The sequence below is a fragment of the Herbaspirillum sp. GW822-FHT03A08 genome (genome assembly GCF_058801885.1).
Genome location: NZ_JBXANR010000001.1, coordinates 901967 through 921734 on the forward strand (window position 1 = coordinate 901967; position 19768 = coordinate 921734).

General features: G+C 57.7%; 13 protein-coding genes. 1 reads left to right on the forward strand and 12 read right to left on the reverse strand.

Translation table 11 applies throughout. The annotated features are described in order from the left end of the window. Window positions 1-131: 131 nt before the first annotated feature. From ribBA to AC1RN6_RS04210, 11 genes are all read right to left on the reverse strand, one after another. Window positions 132-1244, reverse strand: coding sequence for a bifunctional 3,4-dihydroxy-2-butanone-4-phosphate synthase/GTP cyclohydrolase II (gene ribBA, locus AC1RN6_RS04160; protein WP_493003243.1), 1113 nt, complete (start codon window positions 1242-1244; stop codon window positions 132-134). A gap of 97 nt (window positions 1245-1341) precedes the next feature. After that, window positions 1342-2349 carry a tRNA dihydrouridine(20/20a) synthase DusA gene (gene dusA / locus AC1RN6_RS04165; protein WP_493003245.1) on the reverse strand — a complete coding sequence of 336 codons (1008 nt, stop codon included), beginning with the start codon at window positions 2347-2349 and terminating at the stop codon, window positions 1342-1344. 670 nt (window positions 2350-3019) lie between these two features. Next, a complete protein-coding gene (typA, locus tag AC1RN6_RS04170) occupies window positions 3020-4855 on the reverse strand; it encodes a translational GTPase TypA (RefSeq protein ID WP_493003246.1) in 1836 nt (611 codons plus the stop codon). Between the two features lie 147 nt (window positions 4856-5002). After that, window positions 5003-5956, reverse strand: a complete 954-nt coding sequence (truB, locus tag AC1RN6_RS04175; RefSeq protein ID WP_493003247.1) for a tRNA pseudouridine(55) synthase TruB — start codon at window positions 5954-5956, stop codon at window positions 5003-5005. Window positions 5957-6037: 81 nt separating this feature from the next. Beyond that, a complete protein-coding gene (gene rbfA, locus AC1RN6_RS04180) occupies window positions 6038-6427 on the reverse strand; it encodes a 30S ribosome-binding factor RbfA (RefSeq protein WP_007876149.1) in 390 nt (129 codons plus the stop codon). Between the two features lie 176 nt (window positions 6428-6603). Continuing rightward, the gene (gene infB / locus AC1RN6_RS04185; RefSeq protein WP_493003249.1) at window positions 6604-9489 is read right to left on the reverse strand and encodes a translation initiation factor IF-2; all 2886 of its coding nucleotides are present in this window, start codon (window positions 9487-9489) and stop codon (window positions 6604-6606) included. Window positions 9490-9539: 50 nt separating this feature from the next. Further along, complete coding sequence (gene nusA, locus AC1RN6_RS04190; RefSeq protein WP_493003250.1) at window positions 9540-11102, reverse strand: transcription termination factor NusA; 1563 nt, start codon at window positions 11100-11102, stop codon at window positions 9540-9542. Beyond that, window positions 11099-11587 carry a ribosome maturation factor RimP gene (gene rimP, locus AC1RN6_RS04195; RefSeq protein ID WP_050477891.1) on the reverse strand — a complete coding sequence of 163 codons (489 nt, stop codon included), beginning with the start codon at window positions 11585-11587 and terminating at the stop codon, window positions 11099-11101. Before rimP ends, nusA begins: the two co-directional genes overlap by 4 nt. 264 nt (window positions 11588-11851) lie before the next feature. Further along, window positions 11852-13819 (reverse strand): 23S rRNA pseudouridine(2605) synthase RluB, encoded by a 1968-nt coding sequence (rluB, locus tag AC1RN6_RS04200; RefSeq protein ID WP_493003252.1) that lies wholly within the window; start codon window positions 13817-13819, stop codon window positions 11852-11854. Continuing rightward, on the reverse strand, window positions 13806-14786 hold the full coding sequence (scpB, locus tag AC1RN6_RS04205) for an SMC-Scp complex subunit ScpB (protein WP_493003254.1): 981 nt from the start codon (window positions 14784-14786) through the stop codon (window positions 13806-13808). The genes rluB and scpB overlap by 14 nt, the downstream gene beginning before the upstream one ends. A gap of 437 nt (window positions 14787-15223) precedes the next feature. After that, window positions 15224-17359, reverse strand: coding sequence for a putative bifunctional diguanylate cyclase/phosphodiesterase (locus AC1RN6_RS04210; protein WP_493003255.1), 2136 nt, complete (start codon window positions 17357-17359; stop codon window positions 15224-15226). A gap of 349 nt (window positions 17360-17708) precedes the next feature. Here AC1RN6_RS04210 and AC1RN6_RS04215 point away from each other — a divergent pair, with 349 nt between their 5' ends. Beyond that, entirely contained in the window at window positions 17709-19319 is a 1611-nt protein-coding gene (locus AC1RN6_RS04215) for an FMN-binding glutamate synthase family protein (RefSeq protein ID WP_493003256.1), read from the forward strand. A gap of 135 nt (window positions 19320-19454) precedes the next feature. Here the strand turns inward: AC1RN6_RS04215 and AC1RN6_RS04220 are convergent, their stop codons facing one another. After that, the gene (locus AC1RN6_RS04220) at window positions 19455-19688 is read right to left on the reverse strand and encodes a sulfurtransferase TusA family protein (RefSeq protein ID WP_007876134.1); all 234 of its coding nucleotides are present in this window, start codon (window positions 19686-19688) and stop codon (window positions 19455-19457) included. Between the last annotated feature and the right edge of the window lie 80 nt (window positions 19689-19768).

Sequence of the window (19768 nt, forward strand, 5' to 3'; positions counted from 1 at the left end):
TTCTGTTGAGTGTGAATAGTGTTGCAGCAATGCCGGTGCACGCATCTTGCAAATACCGGATCAAGCGATCACCGTGGAACGGTATATCTGATGCTCAGCCCGCCGGTGCTGTTTATGCTGCTTTTGTTGTTTCAGGCTTCCGGCTTGGCGCGATATCCGGTGACTTCCAGATTGAAACCGGTCATCGACGGCATCTTGCGCGGGCTGGCCAACAGCTTCATCTTGCAGACGTTCAGATCCTTCAGAATCTGCGCGCCGATACCGTAGGTGCGCAGGTCCATTCGATCAGCACGTGTCGGCTTGGCCGACGGGGCGCTATTGAGCGCGGCGAACTGGGCAAACATCTGGTCGGCAGACTCTTCGCAATTGAGCAGCACCACCACGCCGCTTGGCGCCGCCTTGATCGCCGCCATGGCCGAGGCCATGTTCCACGAGTGCGTAGTCGCTTCGGTTTCCAGCAGATCCAGAATCGATACCGGCTGATGCACTCGCACCAGCGTCTCTTCGCCGGGACGGATGTCGCCATGCACCAGCGCCAGATGGGCGCCGCCGCTTGGCTTGTCGCGATAAGCGATGGCCTTGAAGCTGCCGTGCACGGTGTGCATCTCACGCTCGGCCACGCGCTCGATGATGCTTTCGTGCTGGCTGCGATAATGGATCAGGTCGGCAATGGTGCCGATCTTCAGTTTGTGCTCTTCCGCAAATTCCAGCAAGTCGGGCAGGCGCGCCATGGTGCCGTCGTCCTTGAGGATTTCGCAAATCACGGCAGCCGGCGTCAGGCCTGCCATCTGAGTCAGGTCGCAACCGGCCTCGGTATGGCCGGCACGCATGAGCACCCCGCCCTTTTGCGCACGCAGCGGGAAAATATGTCCCGGTTGCACGATGTCGGCAGGCGTCGCATCTTTGGCGGCGGCCACCTGAATCGTGCGCGCGCGGTCGGCGGCGGAAATGCCGGTGGTAACGCCTTCCGCAGCTTCGATCGACACGGTGAAATTGGTGCCGAATTGGGTGCCGTTGCGGGTCGACATCATCGACAGGTCGAGACGGTCGCAATGTTCTTCGGTCAGGGTCAGGCACACCAGGCCGCGTGCATACTTGACCATGAAATTGATGGCTTCCGGCGTGACGAAATCAGTGGCCAGCACCAGGTCGCCTTCATTTTCACGATCTTCTTCGTCGACCAGGATGACCATGCGACCAGCGCGCAGTTCGGCGACGATTTCTTCTGTTGTTGCGATAGGCATAAAGAATTCCCTCAGTAGCCCCGTATTTTAAAGGATTTGCGGTCGGCTTACCGCTTCATTCACGCCTGATTCACGTCTGATCAGGCAGGCTGGCGCCTTATTCCAGCGTGACCAGTTGCGTATGCGACAACGCTTCCATCAGCAAGGCCGGATTGCCCAGCGCCAGGCGCTTGGAGTCCGACAAGGTCTGGCGGAACGCGCGCGCGCCGGGCATGCCTGCCATCAGGCCGAGCATATGGCGCGTGATGCTGTTGAGACGCAAACCTTTGCCGCCGTCGCCGTGCAGCTCCAGTTGAGTGCGCGCATAAGCAATCATTGCCTCAATCACATCATTGCGGCTGGCCTGAATCCCGCCATCGAGTCCGGCGTAATAGCGAGTATCGAAACCAGCCATGAGGAAAGGATTGTGATACGCCTCCCGCCCCAGCATGACGCCATCCACGTGCTTGAGATGCTCGTCGATCTCCGCCACGGTCTTGATGCCCCCGTTGATCAGAATTTCCAGCGCCGGGAAGTCGCGCTTGAGGCGATACGCGTAGTCGTACTTGAGTGGAGGGATTTCACGGTTCTCCTTCGGGCTCAGGCCTTTCAGGATGGCGTTGCGGGCATGGACGATGAACGTCTTGCTACCGGCGTCGGCGATCTTGCCGACGAAATCGCGCACGAAGTCGTAAGACTCGACGTCATCGATACCAATACGATGCTTCACGGTAACGTCGATGGATACGGCGTCGCGCATGGCCTTGACGCAATCGGCGACCAGCGTCGGTTCGGCCATCAGGCAGGCGCCGAAAGCGCCCTTCTGCACCCGTTCGGAAGGACAACCGCAATTCAGGTTGATCTCGTCGTAACCCCATTGCTCGCCCAGTTTCGCGCTTTTGGCCAGATCGGCCGGCTCGCTGCCGCCGAGTTGCAGGGCAACCGGATGCTCTTCTTCATTGAAATTGAGATGACGCCCGACGTCGCCGTACAACAGCGCCCCAGTCGTGACCATTTCGGTGTACAGCCAGGTATGGCGCGTGATCTGACGATGGAAGACGCGGCAGTGCCGGTCGGTCCAGTCCATCATGGGCGCCACGCTGATTGTTCTCGGTCCGTAAGACATGCACTTTTCCTAATGAGATCCCGACGCCATGCCGGGAAGCTACACACCACGTTCATGGTCGAACTTGCTTGCAGGCCGGAGCGGACCTCAGTTCCGTAACCCTTGGAATGTACTTCAGTACACGAGGATTCGGAGTACCGCCCGACGCCAGATCATGGCCTCGCAGCCTGCAAGCAAGTTACAAATAGAAAGCCCGCAACGCTTTCACGTTGCGGGCTGGTGTCCCCTCTATCCTCTTGAGAGATAGGATTTTTATACTGCGGGGGTGATTCTGCACCACAAACCAGCATTAGTCATTTCGCATCGCACAATTTCGGTGCTCGAATAAAAATCCAGCAAAAACTGTAGGGAAATGACATCACTTTTCTACAATGGCAATCCGAACATGGCAGCGTAAGCGCCTGCCTGCAAGAGATTGCCATAAAAACCATCGAGGCAAAAAAAAACCCGCTCACCTTGCGGTTGCGGGCTTAAATCCAATTCTTTAGGAGGAAATTGGAGGAGACAGGTGTAACTATATGGCACTGCATCATGAATGTCTGCTTTATTGTGCTGATATCAGATATTCACAAATCCAATATCAACACATCACAAACTACCCAAACGCCCTGTCTCCGCCCTTCCAGTGTGAGTCGCAGCAAACTGCGCCCAGACTGTCACGCCGCTTACATTACGCGTCGCGGGATGCCTTCTTACGCTCATGTTCCTTCAGGAAGCGCTTGCGCAGGCGAATGCTCTTCGGTGTAACTTCCACCAATTCGTCGTCGTCGATGAATTCAACAGCGTATTCCAGCGACATTTCGATTGGCGGCACCAGGCGAACGGCTTCGTCGGTACCCGACGAACGAACGTTGGTCAGTTGCTTGCCCTTGATCGGGTTCACGACCAGATCGTTGTCGCGCGAGTGAATACCGATGATCATGCCTTCGTAGACCGGATCGTTGTGGCTGACGAACATACGGCCGCGGTCTTGCAGTTTCCAGATCGCGTAAGCAACGGCAGCGCCGTCGTCTTGCGAAATCAGCACGCCGTTGCGACGGCCGCCGAGTTCGCCCTTGCTGTTGTCCACTGGCGCGTAATCGTCAAACACGTGGCTCATCAAGCCGGTGCCGCGCGTCAGCGTCATGAATTCACCCTGGAAGCCGATCAGGCCGCGTGCCGGAATGCGGTACTCCAGACGGACACGACCCTTGCCGTCCGGTTCCATGTTCTGCAGATCGCCGCGACGACGACCCAGTTCTTCCATGACACCGCCCTGGCTGGTTTCTTCGACGTCAACGGTCAGGTTTTCATACGGCTCGTGGCGCACGCCATCGACCATCTTGAACACCACGCGTGGACGCGACACGGCCAGCTCGTAGCCTTCGCGACGCATGTTTTCGATCAGAATCGTCAGATGCAATTCGCCGCGGCCCGACACTTCGTAGGTCGAGTCGTCGTTTTCTGCCTGTACGACGCGCAGCGCCATGTTGGATTTCAGTTCGCGGTCCAGACGGTCGCGGATCTGACGTGTGGTCACGAACTTGCCTTCGCGGCCGGCCAGAGGCGAGCTGTTGACCATGAAGTTCATGGTCAGGGTCGGTTCATCGATCTTGAGCATCGGCAGGCCTTCAGGCGCGTCCGGTGCACAGATGGTGGAACCGATGCTGATTTCTTCGATACCGTTGATCAGGACGATGTCGCCGGCCAGCGCTTCTTCGACCTGGACACGCTCCAGACCTCGGAAAGTCAGCACCTGGTTGATACGCGCCTTGGTTGGCTTGTCGTCGGGACCGTTCATCCAGACCACGTCTTGCAGGCCGCGAACGCGACCGCGCAGGATACGGCCAACGCCGATCTTGCCGACGTAAGAGGAGTATTCGAGCGAAGTGATTTGCAGTTGCAGCGGGCCGTCCGGGTCATCTTCACGCGCAGGAACGTGTTCCAGGATCGCGTCGAACAGCGGCTCCATGTTGCCGTCGCGGACGGTGTCTTCCAGACCGGCGTAGCCCTTGAAACCCGAGGCGTACACAATTGGGAAATCCAGCTGCTCGTCAGTTGCGCCGAGCTTGTCGAACAGTTCGAACGTGGCGTTGACGGCCTTTTGCGGATCGGCGTTTTCGCGATCGATCTTGTTGACCACGACGATAGGCTTCAGACCCAGCGCCAGCGCCTTACGTGTCACGAAGCGCGTTTGCGGCATCGGACCTTCTTGTGCATCCACCAGCAACAGCACGCTGTCAACCATCGACAGCACGCGCTCCACTTCACCGCCGAAGTCGGCGTGGCCTGGGGTATCGACGATGTTGATGTGCGTACCCTTGTATTCAACGGCGCAGTTCTTCGACAGAATGGTAATGCCGCGTTCTTTTTCGATATCGTTCGAATCCATCACGCGGGCATCGACCTGCTGGTTGTCGCGGAAAGTACCGGACTGGCGCAGCAATTGGTCGACGAGGGTGGTTTTGCCATGGTCAACGTGGGCGATGATGGCGATGTTGCGAATAGCGCGTTTATTGTTTGACATGATTGAGTTAGTTTGGTCTGCCGAATCCTGAGAGGCGCGCATTATAACATGTTGCGACGCACGAACTTAAAAAGCCTAATAATTTCAAAGAGTTGCTGTACTTTCATTCCAACTGGCGAGTACCGCAATTACTGCTGCTGCGAGCCACTAGTTCGACAAGGTCGAAATCAGCCTTTCCGGCGCCAGTATGCCGAATTCCTGCATTAAACCGGTGCCCAGAAGGCGCCCGTTACTTTCCTGATAAACCCTTGCCCGGCCTGATTCTGCGGGCAATGCAATGCCTTCCTTGCCAAGCGCCAGACGCTGTCCGTGCAAAAACCGCTCAGTCAGCACATCCGTCAGCATCACCGCCGGAAATGTCGTCAGCAAACCGTCTACCGGCAGCAAGGCCTGGGTGCGCTGGCCGTCTTCCAGCGCGATGAACTGGTCAAGCGTCACGCTGCCCTCCAGCGTCAACGCGCCGACGCCGGTGCGCCGCAACTGATTCAGATGGGCGCCACAACCAAGCAGCGCGCCGATATCTTCGCCAAGCACGCGAATGTAAGTGCCCTTGCTGCACACCACGCGAATTCGCAAGAACGGCGCTTCGTAACCCAGCAATTCCAGCTGATGAATCGTCACCTTTCGCGCTTCGCGTTCCAGCGTGATGCCGGCGCGCGCATATTCGTACAAGGGCTTGCCGTCGCGCTTGAGCGCCGAATGCATCGGCGGCACTTGCGAAATCTCGCCGCGAAACTGCTGCAACGCCGATTCAATCTGTTCAACGTTGACATCAACCGGTTTGGTGCTCAGCACTTCGCCTTCCGTGTCGCCGGTATTGGTGACGATACCCAGATGGACAACGGCTTCATACGTCTTGTCCGCTTCCAGCAAATCCTGCGAAAACTTGGTCGCCTCGCCGAAGCACAGCGGCAATAAGCCGGTCGCGAACGGATCAAGCGTACCGGTGTGTCCGGCCTTGAGTGCGTTCAGCAAGCGCTTGGCCTTGATCAATGCGTCGTTACTCGACCAGCCCACCGGCTTGTCCAACAGCAGCACGCCGTGTACGGGTACGCGCGGAATCCTGGGAGGGCGAGGTTGCGAAGGCGATGAATGCGCCATGGGTGTTAAATCCGGAGAAATCGTCAATCGATGCGGCGATGGCGTGCTTCAAATTCTAAGCATCAAGCCATCGTGAAAAACTCAGTTTTCGTCGGCATCCTTGGCACGCGTGGCATTGGCCTCGTCGATCAGACGCGACATTTCAATGCCGCGCACGGTCGAGTTATCGTGCACAAAATGTAAATCAGGCAGCGTATGAATAGTCAGACGACGGCCCAGCTGACCACGCAGGAAACCCGAAGCCTTGGACAAACCGGTCAGCGTGTCCTGGATCGCCTGCTTGTCGTCCTTCAGGGTCGTGAAAAAAATCTTGGCATGCGCATAGTCCGGCGTCACTTGCACTTCGGTGATCGTGACCATCCCCACACGCGGGTCTTTCAACTCGAATGCGATGATTTCCGACAGATCGCGCTGAATCTGATCGGCGACGCGCAGACCGCGCCCTGGAATGGATTTGCTGTGTTTTGCCATGCTGAGAAACTGACCTCGGCCGACTCGCCCGACGCTGCACTATCTCGCGATAGCTGCACTACGTCAAACGTGGCCGGCATTGAACTGCATTTGTTGAAATTCTTTGGAAACCTGAATGAAACCGGGCAGGCATCCGGTTCAATACCGGATTGCCTGCCCTTCTTCTTGCTTGCGAATTACAAAGTACGTGCGACTTCCTGTACTTCGAAAATCTCCAGCTGATCGCCTTCCTGGATATCATTGTAGTTCTTCAACGACAGACCGCACTCGAAGCCGGATTTGACTTCCTTGACGTCGTCCTTGAAGCGCTTGAGCGAATCCAGTTCGCCGGTCCACAGCACCACGTTGTTGCGCAACAGGCGCACCGAAGAACCGCGCTTGACCAGACCTTCGAGCACGTAGCAACCTGCGATCGAACCGACCTTGCTGACCACGAACACCTGGCGAATCTCGACCAGACCCAGGGCCTGTTCGCGCTTCTCCGGCGCCAGCATGCCCGACATCGCCGCCTTCACTTCGTCTACCGCATCGTAAATGATGTTGTAGTAACGAATGTCGACGCCGTTGGCTTCGGCCAGCTTGCGAGCAGATGCATCGGCACGGGTGTTGAAGCCGATGATGACCGCCTTCGATGCCACCGCGAGGTTGACGTCGTTTTCGGAAATACCACCGACTGCTGCATGCACCACCTGAACACGCACTTCGGCGTTGGACAGTTTTTGCAGCGATTGCACCAGCGCTTCTTGCGAACCTTGCACGTCGGTCTTGATGATCATCGGCAGGTTCTTGACCTCGCCTTCGGCCATCTGTTCAAACATGTTTTCCAGCTTCGCAGCTTGCTGCTTGGCCAGCTTGACGTCGCGGAACTTACCTTGGCGGAACAGACCGATTTCGCGCGCCTTGCGCTCATCCGTCATGACCAGCACTTCTTCACCGGCGCTCGGCACTTCGGTCAAACCCTGGATTTCAACAGGGATCGACGGACCGGCTTCAGTAATGCTCTTGCCGCTTTCGTCCAGCATCGCACGGACACGGCCGTAGGCCGAACCTGCCAGCACAACGTCGCCGCGCTTCAACGTACCGGACTGCACCAGAATCGTTGCCACCGGACCGCGGCCCTTGTCGAGCTTGGCTTCGATGACCAGCCCCTTGGCGGGGACGTCGACAGCGGCTTTCAACTCCAGCACTTCGGCTTGCAGCAAGACGTTTTCCAGCAGGGAGTCGATGCCTTCGCCGGTCTTCGCAGACACGGAGATGAATGGCGACTCGCCACCGTATTCTTCCGGCACGACGCCTTCAGCGACCAGTTCCTGCTTGACGCGGTCCAGATTGGCGCCCTGCTTGTCGATCTTGTTGATCGCCACGACCAGCGGCACGCCACCGGCCTTCGCGTGAGCGATCGCTTCCTTGGTTTGCGGCATCACGCCGTCGTCGGCTGCCACCACCAGAATAACGATGTCGGTCGCCTTGGCGCCACGGGCACGCATTGCGGTAAACGCTTCGTGGCCCGGGGTGTCGAGGAAGGTGATCATGCCGCGCGGTGTTTCCACGTGGTATGCACCGATATGCTGAGTAATGCCGCCGGCTTCGCCGGAAGCAACCTTGGCGCGGCGGATGTAATCCAGCAGCGAGGTTTTACCGTGGTCAACGTGACCCATGACGGTAACGACCGGTGCGCGCGGCAACATTTCGGCGTCAGGATGTTCTGCACCTTCTTCCAACAAGGCTTCAGGATCGTCCAGTTTGGCAGGATGCGCGCGATGGCCCATTTCTTCCACCACGATCATGGCGGTTTCCTGGTCCAGCACCTGGTTGATGGTGACCATCTGGCCCAGCTTCATCAGATGCTTGATGACTTCAGAAGCCTTGACCGACATCTTGTGCGCAATTTCAGCGACAGTGATGGTTTCCGGAACGTGCACGTCCTTGATGACCGCTTCAGTCGGCGCCTGGAAATTGCTTTCATGGTCGTCATGATGCGAATTGCGGCGGCCCTTCGGACCTGCGCGCCAGCCGTCACGGCCGCCAGTGCCGGTATTGCCGCGTGTCTTCATGCCGGTGCCGCGCTTCTTCGCAGCGTCATCTTGCCAAGTCGACGAGACGTTGGCCGACTTGATCGACTTCTTGTCGACAGCGACCGGTGCCTTCTTGTCGTCCTTTTTCTCGCCAGGCTTTTTATCAGCCGGCTTGTGCAAGGTGCCTTCGGATGTCTTGGTTGCAGCAGGCGCCGGTGCTGGCTCTGGAGCCTTCACCACGCGACGCGGCGCATTCATCATGGCCTTGATCTGTGCAACTTCGTCTTCCACCGCTTTACGGGCGCGTTCAGCCGCAGCAGCGCGCTCCGTAGCTTCCTTGGCGACCTGTGCAGCCTTCTTCTTGGCTTCTTCGGCAGCAGCGCGTTTCTTTTCTTCCGCAGCGGTATCTTCCGCAGCCTTGGCAGGCGCAGGCGCACCAGCGCTGGCGTCAACGTTGGTCTTGGCTTTTTCCGCAGCTTCTGCAGCCGCTTGCTTGGCTTCTTCTTCGGCAGCCTGCTTGGCTTCCTGCTGGGCTTTCTTCGCTTCCAGCTCGGCGGCCTTGGCTTGCTCGATCTTTTCAGCTTCGAGTTGCGCCAGGCGCTCTTGCTTTTCACGCAGATCAGCTTCCTGACGGGCGATCAGCTCAGCGTGACGACGCGCTTCTTCAGCACGACGCTCGACTTCCGCCGGGTCAGTTGCAGGAGCAACGGCCGGAGCAGCAGCGACTTCTTCCGCAGCAGGCTCGTCACGCTTGATGAAGGTGCGCTTCTTGCGCACTTCCACTTGAATCGTGCGCGACTTGCCGGTGGAATCAGCTTGCTTGATTTCAGTCGTTTCTTTGCGGGTCAGCGTAATTTTCTTCTTTTCGCCTTCCGGAGCTGCTCCGCGTACGCGACGCAGATGCTCCAGGAGACGGTCCTTGTCTTCTTTTGACAAAGGATCGGACTCGGAGCTTTTTTCAACTCCGGCAGATCGCAGCTGGGTCAGTAGCAAATCCGCCGGCATTTTCAGCTCGGTGGCAAATTGGGCTACGTTGTTACTTGCCATTCAGTCCTCTTTTCTATGTGGCTCGGCAGATGATGTGGGTACGTGGAAGCTTATTGCTTCGCTTCCACCGTACTCCATGCTTTGGCTTGCAATGCCTTGGCACGCTCGTCGTATTTAGCATCGATGAGCTTCATTTCATCGTCGGTCACATCTTCAAATTCATTTTCAATCAGTTGGCGCGCACGCTCGGCCGACAACGCCAGGATGGCGCCGAATTCGTCGTACGCCAGTGCAGCGAAGGCAGGCACGGTCTTGACACCGGCCAGGCCGAGCTTGCCGGCGACAACGCGATCCATTCCTTCGAAATTGATCAGCGCTTCGTCCATGCCTTCCAGACCTTCTTCGGAAGCAATCGCTTCAGTCACCAGTGCATCGCGTGCGCGGTTGCGCAGTTCGTTGACGGTGTCTTCGTCGAAGGACTCGATTTCGAGCATTTCGTTGATCGGCACGTAAGCGATTTCTTCCAGACTGGCGAAACCTTCTTCCACCAGGATGTCAGCGACTTCCTGATCGACATCCAATTTTTCCATGAACAGGATGCGAATCGCTGCAGTTTCCTGCGCCGACTTATCGGCCGATTCTTCCGCTGTCATGATGTTGATCTGCCAGTTGGTCAGCTCTGCCGCCAGACGCACGTTCTGGCCGCCGCGGCCGATGGCGATGGCGAGATTTTCTTCGTCGACGACGACGTCCATGGCGTGTTTTTCTTCATCCACGACGATCGAGGAGACGTTGGCCGGGGCCAGTGCGCCGATCACGAATTGCGCCGGGTCTTCCGACCACAGCACGATGTCGACGCGCTCGCCGCCCAACTCACCGGTCACAGCCTGCACACGCGAACCGCGCATGCCGACACAGGTACCGATAGGATCGATGCGCTTGTCGCTGGTGAAGACGGCGATCTTGGCGCGAACGCCAGGGTCACGTGCTGCCGATTTGATTTCCAGCGAGCCTTGTTCGATTTCCGGGACTTCCAGTTCGAACAGCTTCATGATGAATTCAGGAGCCGTACGCGACAGGATCACTTGCGGGCCGCGTGCATTGCGGTCGATACGCAGGATATAAGCGCGGACGCGGTCGCCGATACGCAGGTTTTCTTTTGGAATCGTCTGGTCGCGCGGCAGGCGTGCTTCGATCTTGCCGGACTCGACGATGGCATCGCCGCGTTCCATGCGCTTGATCGTGCCGGTCACCAGCGAATCGCCGCGCTCCAGGAAGTCAGCCAGAATCTGCTCACGCTCGGCGTCGCGGATGCGTTGCAGGACGACTTGCTTGGTATCTTGTGCGAAGCGGCGGCCAAACTCGACCGATTCAATCGGCTCTTCGATGTATTCATCGACGGCGATATCGGGAATCTGCTCTTTGGCTTCGAAGTGCAACACTTCCTGGTCGGGCAATTGCAGACCGGCTTCGTCCGGCACCACATGCCAGCGACGGAACGATTCAAATTCGCCGCTTTCGCGGTCGATCGACACACGGATGTCGACTTCGCCTTCGTAGCGCTTCTTGGTAGCTTGCGCGAGCGCATGCTCCAGTGCTCCGAAGACCACATCTTTATCGACGTTCTTTTCGCGCGCCAGCGCATCGACCAATAACAAAACTTCGCGACTCATGCTTTGCGACTCCTAAAATCCACTTTCGGCACCAGGCGTGCCTTATCCACATCGGCGAGTGTGAAATCCAACACCGCTGCCGACCCATCGTTTGCTTCAAATTCCAGTTTTAAGTTCTCGCCTTCAGGGGCGCGCAAGATGCCTTGAAACGACTTGCGATTGGCTGCGCTCGCCATCGGCACGCGCAGCTTGATGATTGCCTCCTGATCGGCGAAACGCACATAGTCGCTCAGCTTCTTGAGGGGGCGATCCAGCCCCGGCGACGACACTTCCAGTCGCTCGTAATCGACGTTCTCGACCGTAAAGACGTGCAGCAACTGATGCGTGACCTTTTCGCAATCCTCGACTGTGATCGGGCCCTTGTCGGCGTCTTCGAACGGGAAATCGATAAACACGCGCACAAGTCCGCGCGCCGCCTTCTCGAGGTCAACCAGTTCGTAGCCCATCCCAGACAGGGTGGTTTCAATCAAATCCAGCAATTGCAAGGAAATCTCTCCGCGCTTCTTTTCTGCGCATCTCGCCAACCCGCGCAGACACGTCAATTTGTTCAGCAAAAAAAAAATGGGCATCTGCCCATCGTTCTTATCGTTTATTCAACTGCAAGCAGTTTCACGATCATTATTTGCCGTGAATTACCCCGTTAACTTGCGCATTATAACCGATTACGGTATGTCCGGCAATTCAAGATTACCGGACATACCCCAGACAGCCCGAAATTTCACAAAAGAAATTCCCGAGCAATCAAAGACTTACCCGCGTCGACGGCGCGGCATGCCGCCTGCACCCATGCCTTGTCCCTGGCCTGCCATGCCGCCGCTGCGTTGCGGACGATTATGGCGACGCTGACCGGCATCCGGGAAGCCCAGCGCAGTCTGCAAAGGATCGGGCTGACGCGGCTTGTTCTGTTGCGGACGACCGCCCTGTCCTTGCCCTTGACCTTGGCGAGGACCTTGACCTTGTCCCTGCCATGGTTCGCGGCGCGGACCTTTCTGCTGCATTGGGTTGGCGTTGGCGTTGCTGCGCGGCTGGCCGTTGCTGTTGCCATTATTGCCATTCGCATTGCCGTTGCCACGTCCCTTGCCATTGCCGGCCGGAGCGTCGCCGCCGGCTTTTTCCAGACCGCAGGCCGCCAGCATGCCGCGCACGGCGTTTTCTTCCAATTCTTCCCAACGACCGCGTTTGAGGCCCTGCGGCAACATCATCATGCCGTAGCGGGTACGGATCAGACGCGAAACCGTCAAACCGATGGCTTCAAACATGCGGCGCACTTCGCGATTACGGCCTTCGCCGATCGTCACGCGGTACCATTTGTTGACGCCTTCACCGCCGCCATCGGCGATCTTGGAGAATTGCGCCATGCCGTCGTCCAGCTCAACACCGTGCAACAGCTTCTGGCGCATGCCTTGTTCCAGCTCGCCCAACGTACGCACGGCGTATTCACGCTCGATGTTGTAGCGCGGATGCATCAGACGGTTGGCCAGATCGCCGGAGGTTGTAAACAACAGCAGACCTTCGGTATTGAAGTCGAGACGGCCGACAGCCAGCCATTTCGCAGCCTTCATGTTCGGCAGACGATCGAAAACCGACGGACGGCCTTCCGGATCGTTGTGGCTGACGATTTCACCGGCCGGCTTGTGATAGACCAGCACGCGCGGCGGCTTCTTGCTGACTTTGCGTTGCAGCAACTTGCCGTTAATACGCACCTGGTCGGTCGGCAAAATACGCTGACCGATATGCGCAGGTTCGCCGTTGACCGACACGCGGCCGGCAACGATCAGTTCTTCCATGTCGCGGCGCGAACCGAGACCGGAGTCGGCCAGTACTTTATGTAGCTTCGGTGCATCGTCCTCGGAAGTCAGATCGCGGCGGCCATTCTTGCCGCGCAGCTGATGTCCGTTGCGAGCGCCGCCTTTGGCGCCGTCTTCCTTGTCGTAAGCATCGGAAGTGACGAACGAGAAAATATCATCGCCGGCGTCATGCGAGCGCAAACCCAGTTGCGGCGCCTTCGGCTTGCCACCTTTGACAAAAGGCTTCTTGCCTTTTTGCTGACGATTGCGATCCTGGCCCTGGCCATCACGGCGCGATTCCGCCATCGCCTGATCGGCGACAGGAACCGGAGCATTGGCGTCTCCGGCACCGTGAACTGCAGCAACATCGGCATCAGCCTGATGAGCAGGAGCGGCTTCGCTGCTTTCCGCGGCACGCTGTGCAGCCCGGTTGTTGCGCAAAGCACGCGGACCGCGCACGCCGCGTCGGGCAGGCTTGGTGCGCGCATTGTCAGCAGGCGCATCCAGCAAGACAGGTGCAGCAGTAACTTCTTCGCCGATGGTGACGATGACCTTCGGCGCTTCCGGCGCAGCGGCGGGAACAGGGGCAGATACCGGTGCAGCCTCTGCTACAGCATCGACCGCAGGCTTCTTGGCGCGGGTAGCGCGCTTCTTCGGCGCGACGACCTCATCCGCCGATGCAACTGCCGGTGCTGCTTCAGGCGCGGGCGCAACAACATCGGCCAAAGCCTTCTCAGCAACCGCTTTTTTCGTTACCGTCTTTTTGACAGCAGCCTTCTTGACCGGCGCAGCTTCGGCAACCGGCTCTTCAGCCACTACCTTTTTGGTCCGCTTGCGCACAGCCGGCTTGGCTGCAGCAGTATCGGCATTGTCGGCGGCAGCACCAAAGAGGTCTACCTGCTTCTCATCGTTGGAACTAGATGGTTTCATTATTTGAATCGTGGTTATTCAGACCGGGCGCGGCGTCACTTGCGTGGCCGGAGGCAGGGTCCTTGGTGTGAATTTCTTCAGCAGAAGCAGGGCTTTCGGCCTGCACTTCTTCGTAGTTGGCAACGCTTGGTGCAATCGCATCCACGTCGTTCTCGATGTCTTCCCCGGGAATTTCTTCCGCATTCGTTTTCGTGCCGGCGGCAGTGACGCTGTCAATTTCGCCGTCAATTGTTGCTATGGCGCTTTCGGCGCCGGCAAGTTCAACCGATTCTGTATTCTCAGCATCCGGCTCAACGTGCGCGGCTTCAACAGCAGCATCGCCCTCAGCAGCATCGATCACTTCAGCGGCTTCGCCGTCAGCGATCAGACTGGCCTGCATCTCGGCTTCCAACGCCTGCAATTCGAGCAACGCGCCCGGATCGACAACGCCTTCCTTGGTGACCGTACGCAACGGTGGCAACTGATCCAGCGAGGTCAATCCGAGGTCATCCAGAAAACGCTTGGTCGTGGCAAACAAGGCCGGGCGCCCCGGCACGTCGCGATGACCAATGGCTTCAATCCAGCCGCGGTCCTCCAGCAAACGCACAGTTTGCGAACTCACCGTGACGCCGCGGATTTCTTCGATGTCGCCGCGGGTTACCGGCTGGCGATAAGCGATGATGGCAAGTGTTTCCAGGGTTGCACGGGTGTACTTCGGTGGTTTTTCCGGATTCAGGCGATCCAGATAGACCTTCATCTCGGCCCGACTCTGAAAGCGCCAGCCTGTCGACAAACTGACAACTTCAACACCCTTGTCAATCCAGTCTTCGCGCAGCTCTTCCAGCATCTGCAGGATGACATCCGACGTCATTTCGCTTTCGACATCCTCACCGGATACATAAAGCTTCTTCAAATCGTTGATTGATAATGGCTCGTGAGCACATAGCAATGCTGTTTCGAGGACTTTCTTGGCCTCAATAGTATTCATGTACGACTCTTGTGCGACTGTTTAACAAAAGTTTAGGGGCTCGACCAAAACGAAGCGAAGCCTGGCTGCACGGGTTGAGTTTCATCGCAGCGCCAACGGTGCTGTCAGGCTCTTGAACCTGAAATACTGCTTTGATGCTGTTGGTGCTGCTTCCCGGCGCTCGTTTATAGGAGGTTGAAGATGAGCGGGAAAATAAGGCTTGGTTGCGAACACAGAATCTTGAGTTCCCAGATTCTCGCACCATTTCAACTTTTGACCTTGCAAGCGGCGCCGAGCTGAGTTTTCGGGTGGCCGGAGGCAAAATGCAAAATATACTGCGCGGAGTTTAGCACAAAGCCCCGGCAGGATGTCGCTTCGTTGCGGGTGTCATACATTATTTACACGCTGTCGCCTGCGAGACACACCCGACGGCATTTCGGCGACGACAACCTGCGGCATCACGGCAGAGACTTCTTTTCCTGCTCCAGACGGCGCGTAAAATCTTCCGCCGGCATCGGCTTGCCCAGCAGATAACCCTGCACTTCGTCGCAGCCGTTTTCCAGCAGAAAATCGTATTGTTCCTGATCTTCAACGCCCTCCGCGATCACTCGCAGATTCAGGATGTGGCCGAGCGAGATCACCGCCTTGACGATCGCGGCACTGTCCGTATCGCGTGCAATGTCGCGCACAAAGGACTTGTCGATCTTCAAGGCATCTACCGGGAAACGGCGCAGATAGCTCAGACTGGAATAACCGGTGCCGAAGTCATCCACCGACACCTGCAAGCCCAGCCGCTTGAGCGCATTCAACGTGGCAACGGTTTTTTCGGCGTCCCGCATGACGACGTTTTCCGTGATCTCCAACTCCAGCCACGCTGCGGCGAGGCCGCTTTCCACCAGAACCTGGCGCACGAACTCCGGCAGGTTCTGATCCAGTTGCCGCGGCGACAAGTTGACCGCCACCGGAATCGGCACGAGCCCGGCATCCTGCCAGAGCTTGTTTTGTGCACACGCCGTGCGCAGCACCCATTCGCCGATAGGAACAATCAGGCCGGCCTCTTCCGCAAACGGAATGAAACGATCCGGCGGCACCAGTCCCTGATCCGGCGAAATCCATCGTATCAATGCTTCGGCGCCGATGATGCGGCCGCTGGCCAGACTGATCTTGGGCTGGTAATACAGTTTGAACTCATCACGGTCGAGCGCACGTCGCAGGCTGACCAGCATCTCCAGCCGGTTACTGACCTGAGCATCCATCCAGCCGGCAAAATACTGGAAGTTGTTGCGCCCCAGCTCCTTGGCCTTGTACATGGCCGAGTCAGCATTCTTGAGCAGGGTTTCGACATCGCGGCCGTCGGTCGGACAGCGGCTCACTCCGATGCTGCAGGTAATGTGAAACTCGCGGTCACCCACCACCCACGGCCGCGCCACGGCGGTCAGGATGCGCTGCAGGACTTCGGTGATGTTGCTTTCGTCCGGCTGGTTCTGCAGCACCAGCACGAACTCATCGCCGCCCTGCCGCGCCACCATGTCGGTCTCGCGCACGCAGGACACCAGGCGCTGCGCCACAGTCTTGAGCAATTCGTCGCCGACCTGGTGGCCGAGACTGTCGTTGATGAACTTGAACTGATCGAGGTCGACAAATACGACCGCCGTCAGCGAACCTTTCTGCCGCGAATTCTGCACCGCGCGCTGAAGGTGATTGTGCAGCATCGTGCGGTTGGGCAAGCCGGTCAGCGCATCGTGCGTAGCCTGATGGCGGATTTCCGCTTCGTATAATTTTCGCTCGGTGATCGCCTCGACTGTACCTTCATAGAACATCAGCGTGCCGGCATCGTCGTGCACGGCGCGGGCATTTTCGGAAATCCAGATGATCTCGCCGTCACGGCGGTACACGCGCGACTCAAAATTGGAGACGGAGCCGAACTGTTCCATCATCTTCATGAATTCAGTACGGCGCTCCGGCTCGACATACAACTGATGCTTGATGTCGCGCAGGCTGACGATGAGATCTTCCGGCGACTTGTAGCCATAAATACGCGCCAGCGCGGGATTCACCGCGATATAACCGCCGTCCGGGGTCGACTGAAAGACGCCCTCGATGGCATTTTCAAAAATACTGCGGTAGCGCCGCTCCGCCTCCAGCAAAGCCTGGTCGGCTTCCTTGCGCGCCGTCACGTCCTGGACGTAGCCTTCAAGCGCATCCAGCGCGCCGGCCGCGTTATAGATTCCGACGCCGCGCTCCCACACCCAGCGCACCTCGCCGTCGGCACGGATAATCCGGTACTCCATTTCAAACCGCTTCTTGGCAAGCAAACAAGCTTGTATGGTCTGACGCACCGTATCTCGATCCTCAGGATGGGTGATGCGGTCGTAAGAAATCCGGTGATTAAAGAGCAAGTCCTGCGGTTGATAGCCGGTCAGCTCAAGACAGCCTTCACTGACAAACTCCATCGTCCACTCTGCATCGTCGCGGCAGCGATACACCATGCCGTCCAGATTCGCCAGCAAGGTCTCCAGCAAACGCGGCGGTCTGGCGATGGAAGTAATTGCAGCGGCATGGTCCGGCGGAATGGAGGAAGCAACAATCTTCATATAAATGGTCGACGCAATCAATGCCTGATGGCAATAAAAAGGGGATTCGGAAGAAGAAAAACGGACTACAAGGTGCCCAGGTAGTGGTGCGTGCTTTTTTTGCTAACAACTAGCAATAACAATGCCACTCAACGATTTGGCGGCTGCCAGACAAGCTTGCGCGAAGATGTATCCATGTGGCAATGCAATCTTCATTCCACCCGCCCGGCTCGCTGCAAGCCCGCACTACAACAGTGCAGAATCGAATCAACCGGAATTGAAATAAACACCACTCTTTTCGCCCTATAGACGGGCAACGGCGGCAGTAGAATCCCATCACCGCCTGACAAACAACAAAAAGGATGCTGGTATGTGGGCAACTCGTTATCTGGTTTTATGGTTCGTCATCTTCCTGACGCTGGCGCTGGCCATCCTCGCGTCGGGACATATGGTGAGCTGGTGGTGGGCCATCGTGCCCCTGGTGTTCAGCATCATCGGCGTGCGCGATATCGTGCAGCGCCGCCATGCCGTGCTGCGCAACTATCCGCTGATGGGCCATTTCCGTTTCATGTTCGAATCGATCCGTCCGGAAATCCGCCAATATTTCTTTGAAGGCGAAAACGACGGCGCACCGTTCACGCGCAAGAAGCGCAGCGTGGTTTATCAACGCGCCAAGGCCGACGTCGACAGCCGCCCTTTCGGCACCGAACTGGATGTCAAAGTTGCCGGCTACGAATGGATCGGCCACTCTCTGTCGCCCACTAAGATTGCGAGCCACGACTTCCGCGTGGTTGTCGGCGCCGGGCTTGCTCAACCGTATTCGATGTCGGTCTTCAACGTCTCGGCGATGAGCTTCGGCTCGCTGTCGGCCAACGCCATCCGCGCGCTCAATCAGGGCGCCAAGAAAGGCAACTTTGCGCACGACACCGGCGAGGGCTCGATCTCTGCTTATCACCGCGAATTCGGCGGCGACCTGGTGTGGCAGATCGCCTCGGGCTACTTCGGTTGCCGCCATCCGGACGGCAGTTTCGACGAGGAAAAATTTGCCGCACAAGCCAATGCGCCACAAGTGAAGATGATTGAGGTGAAGTTGTCGCAAGGCGCCAAGCCGGGGCACGGCGGCGTGCTGCCGGCGGCCAAGATCACACCGGAGATTTCCGCCACGCGCGGCATCCCGATGGGCATCGATTGCATCTCGCCGGCAGTGCACTCCTCGTTCTCCACACCGATCGGCCTGCTGGAATTCATCGACAAGCTGCGCACACTGTCGGGCGGCAAACCCACCGGCATCAAACTGTGCGTGGGCCATCCATGGGAATTCTTCGGCATCGCCAAGGCCATGCTGGAAACCAATATCGTCCCCGACTTCATCACCGTCGATGGTTCCGAAGGCGGTACCGGCGCCGCGCCGCTGGAATTCGTCGACCACGTCGGCATGCCACTGCAGGAAGGTTTGCTGATGGTGCACAACACACTGGTCGGCATCGGCATGCGCGACCGCGTCAAGATCGGCGCCAGCGGCAAGATCATCACCGCTTTCGACGTGGCGCGCACACTGGCCATCGGCGCCGACTGGTGCAACTCGGCACGCGGCTTCATGTTTGCCCTGGGTTGCATCCAGTCGCAAAGCTGCCACACCGATCGCTGCCCGACCGGCGTGGCGACACAGAACGCGACGCGCGCTCGCGCACTGGTCGTACCTGACAAAGCGGAACGCGTACATCGCTTCCATCAAAGCACGCTGCATGCGCTGCAGGAACTGGTACAGGCGGCGGGCTTGCCGCATACCTCGGCGCTGAGGGCATTCCACATCGTCCATCGCATCAACGATCACGAAATCCAGCTGCTGTCGGAGATGCTCAAATATCTGGAACCGGGCGATCTGATCACCGGTAATTACCGCTATCAGGTTTATGAAAAGTATTGGCCGATTGCACGTGCGGAGAGCTTCCATCCGGAGATCGGCAGCCGCTTTCACTGAAACGAAAGCACGCCAATTGCGCACCAATAAAAACGCCCGCATCAGCGGGCGTTTTTTGTATCTTGTTTTGCAACTTGATCCGGTTGCCTCGTTATCTGCAACACAACGAAAAATGCATCCTCGGCAATGCGTAAATTATTTACGCTTCATGAAGAAAATGAATTCCTGATTCTCTTGCGATTGCGACAGCAGGTCGTTGCCTGTCTGCTTGGCGAAAGCCTGGAAGTCGCGCACCGAACCGGTGTCTGTGGCTGTCACACGCAATACCTGGCCGCTCGACATATCGGCCAACGCCTTCTTGGTCTTCAGTATCGGCAGCGGGCAATTCAGGCCCCGTGCATCCAGCTCTCTGTGAAATTCAATAACCATACTGTGAATCAAAAATTCCTAGTGATCGTTCGAGAATTCTACTCCAACATGAACCTTGTTGGTGCGTCGCAACATACTCT